The 3,220-nt window shown below is 32.6% G+C and carries 6 protein-coding genes; all 6 read left to right on the forward strand.

Features of this window, described 5'->3' with window-relative positions; all coding sequences use genetic code 11:
- The first annotated feature begins 227 nt into the window (after positions 1–227).
- Positions 228–371 (forward strand): hypothetical protein, encoded by a 144-nt coding sequence (locus AB5627_RS13245; protein WP_207741426.1) that lies wholly within the window; start codon positions 228–230, stop codon positions 369–371.
- A 122-nt stretch (positions 372–493) separates the two neighbouring features.
- Complete coding sequence (locus tag AB5627_RS13250; RefSeq protein ID WP_022287865.1) at positions 494–718, forward strand: hypothetical protein; 225 nt, start codon at positions 494–496, stop codon at positions 716–718.
- Positions 715–1,137 carry a cellulose-binding family II gene (locus AB5627_RS13255; protein WP_022287864.1) on the forward strand — a complete coding sequence of 141 codons (423 nt, stop codon included), beginning with the start codon at positions 715–717 and terminating at the stop codon, positions 1,135–1,137. Before AB5627_RS13250 ends, AB5627_RS13255 begins: the two co-directional genes overlap by 4 nt.
- Complete coding sequence (locus AB5627_RS13260) at positions 1,032–1,412, forward strand: hypothetical protein (RefSeq protein WP_265291136.1); 381 nt, start codon at positions 1,032–1,034, stop codon at positions 1,410–1,412. The genes AB5627_RS13255 and AB5627_RS13260 overlap by 106 nt, the downstream gene beginning before the upstream one ends.
- A gap of 80 nt (positions 1,413–1,492) precedes the next feature.
- Positions 1,493–2,614 carry a hypothetical protein gene (locus AB5627_RS13265; RefSeq protein WP_022287862.1) on the forward strand — a complete coding sequence of 374 codons (1,122 nt, stop codon included), beginning with the start codon at positions 1,493–1,495 and terminating at the stop codon, positions 2,612–2,614.
- 287 nt (positions 2,615–2,901) lie between these two features.
- Positions 2,902–3,220, forward strand: a 319-nt coding sequence (locus AB5627_RS13270; RefSeq protein ID WP_368369897.1) for a hypothetical protein, incomplete at its 3' end; no start/stop codon positions are given.

Raw genomic sequence — 3,220 nt, forward strand, 5'->3', positions numbered from 1 at the left:
AAGGATCTGAACCCTCAACAATTAAACATCGTCAAACAAAACGGCAGACTTTGAGTATATTATGCTCTAAGCCTGCCATTTTTGTTGGTATCTCTTAAAATAGAGAAACCAATAGGATTGGCTTTTTGGCTTTTTAGAGCGGATACTCAGAATTCCTTAATGTAAACGACATGACTGTTGTTTATCCTAATGGAATAATTGATATTATTCCGTGGGAAAACGGAAATGTGGACAAGAAAAATATTCAAAGATTCTTAACGACTCTTTTAAAAGACGGCGAGTCTGAAACAATCAGTCTGAAACCCGGAGAAAGTATCGTCGGACATTATTCAGCAAGAAAAAAAACACTTTCTTCTAATTTTGATGACTAAAAAAATATAACAAAGCATTACCATAGGAGCGGTAATCGGATTTCTGATCATAATTTTTCAGCATGGAAAACTGTGCGTCGGATTCCTATGAAAACAAGATTTTACATATCTGGAGGAAAAAATTGAAAAGAAGAATCATTTCAATTTTCATGTCTGTTATTGTCCCCATCAACATAATTGTTCCGGTCTACGCTTCGGCAGCAGATGTTGCTGATAACAATTCATCTGTCTATATAGGCAATGGTTATGTTGTTTATTATGATATTAAAAGCTCATGGGGCAATAATCAGAATATTGAAATAAAATCAAAAATTTATGTTCAGAAACTATATCAAACTGGGCTTTGAAATACGACGCTCATGGAGAGATAAGCGGACTTTGGAACGGCATTGCTTACAGCAGCAGCGAAACTCAGTATATTATAAAAAACGCAGGATATAATTATGAAATTCAGTCCGATCAGGAAGTGAATTTCGGTTACTGTGTGACAGGAGAAGGTCTTGAAATTCCAAAAGCTTTTGAAATCTGTTCACAAAGAACCGATAAAGCAGAAAATGAATATATTGTTTCGCTGAATGTTACCAACGATTGGGGTAACGGTTTTACCGGTGAATTAAAAATACAAAATCTCTCAGCGGAACCAATCCCCAGACTTTTGGCGTGCCTGATTCTGAGTATATATTTGAAGTTGACGTTCCGTCAGTTGTCGAAAGCTTTTCAAATATTGATGCCGATACAAATCCTTTCGAGGTATCGGTTAAAATGAAAGCTGCAGGAAATATTCTGTCAAATCTTGATGCAAGAGAAAGCCTTTACTCAAAAGCAATGACAAATGATGCAACTTTAGGAATTTGTTCGGAATTTATTTACGATGAGGGTTGCAAAATTGAAGAAGCTGTGATACAATTTAAAATAGATGACTTGAATGCAGTCGAAGCAGATACTAAAAAGGCTGAAGATTCTGAGTTCTATACACTGTTTCCATTGCTTATTTCAGTATTAGAATTAGGCAATCAAGGCATATCTACTGCTTTTTCATGAATATCTGACCTTTTTAGTAACACGGTCAAAACTTGTAATTAATGAAATAAGAAGATTATTGAACTTAGAGGAGGATTTTTTTGATAGATGGCAATAATGAGTTAGAAAATCATATTTACTATGTTTGCTTAATAAATGTTATTTTATTTCTGATTGGCGTTTTTGCGGCTTATGGTGTTTATTATGAATATTTGTATGAAGGGATATTCACTAACGGTATATCTGATTTCAAAAGATTGATAATATTTAATTTTATATGCTATCTTTTGGTTGTGTATAATGCCGCAGTCATTATAATGGCTATGGGTGAGGGCCTTTTGCTAAGTGCAAGATATAGGAAATTTAATAAGTCAAAAAAATTAGGCTTGAAAATTATTACATCAGCCGTAATAAACCATGATAAAGATTTTTTGTTAAAAAATCGGATACGGATATTAGTTTTTATTTGTTTGCTTATAGGAGTAGGTGCAGGTATAAATAAAATATTTGAGATCAGCAATATGACAGTATTTGAACAGTTGTCTCTGATATCCGAAATAAATGACGATATAGAATATGATGATCCGATAAGTATTGAAACCGACAGCATTGAGTTATACGATAATCGAAATATTTGGGTAGAAAACAGTGATGGTGTTAATGTAAAACGATCACTAAAATCAAGTCAGGTCGAAACGATCAAGGGCGACAACGGATTTCAAAAAGAAATTCCAGTTGAACGGCATTTTCGAATCTCATATTATAAAAGATCAGGTTATGTAAAAGAAGTTCTGGATATAACGGATACCTCCGATTACAATTTGTCACTTAGTTCTCCATCATATTCATATTTTATAAAACAAAATATTGAAATAAGATTAAGCGTTAATGAAAACAATACAATACTTGTAGAGCGTTCTGGTATTGCAGTGTATGATGATTTAGATCCGAACAGCGTAGAATTAGCTGAGATGGAAAAGAAAATATATTGGTACATTACCTGTGACGGCGAGTTCTATAAGCGCAGTTTAGCTATTCGGTCAAACTGGACAAATATTCTAACTTTTGCTCCTGCCGGAGATTACGCTGTCACTCTTGTTTTGGATAATGACGAAGAAGTCGAAGATCAAGCCCCTATCAGCAATACCATTTTATATTCTAAGAGGAGTAAGAATAGTAATTCTGAAGAGTATGAGAGTGTACCACTGGAAAAAGAAGATTGATTATTTTAGGGGAAAAAACAATGACCCAATTCACAAAATCATTCCTATGGCGGTTCATATTAGACATTATCTTATTTGGAATATTTGTTAGGTTCTGTCAAAATATTATTTTGACAATTTGCTGAGATGAAGTATAGTGAAAATATGCTTGCTATTCCATTATGGATAAGAAAATATATTTATGATTATACATCAACAGTTGATACTGACAATGGAGAAATGGACTTACTTGCATATAGAAACATCTTGTATATAGAAGATAATTTTACAAAAGGTGATTTGGCAATATGAAAAAAACATTCTCAAAAAAAATGATATATGCAGTAGTAATAATTTTGATTATTATGCTGATAACTATTGCTATTTGTTGTACTCCTTCTTCTTTAATTGGAAAATCAGTTCTTATTCGTCTGGCTGTAACAATCCCAATCAATATTTTATTCCAGATCATTCTTTATCTTGGAGCATCATTATTGATTTTTTATGTTTTTCATAATTTAATTAGAGAGAATAATAAAGTCAAGCAGTTAATCGCTAATATAATTTGCACATTTATCTGCATTTTTTTAGGCTATGTTTTGATTACAGATAGCTATGTTTCAATAC

Origin of the sequence: Ruminococcus sp. RTP21198st1_G1_RTP21198_201120 (assembly GCF_040924265.1) — a bacterium.
GTDB classification, from domain to species: Bacteria; Bacillota; Clostridia; order Oscillospirales; family Ruminococcaceae; genus Hominimerdicola; species Hominimerdicola aceti.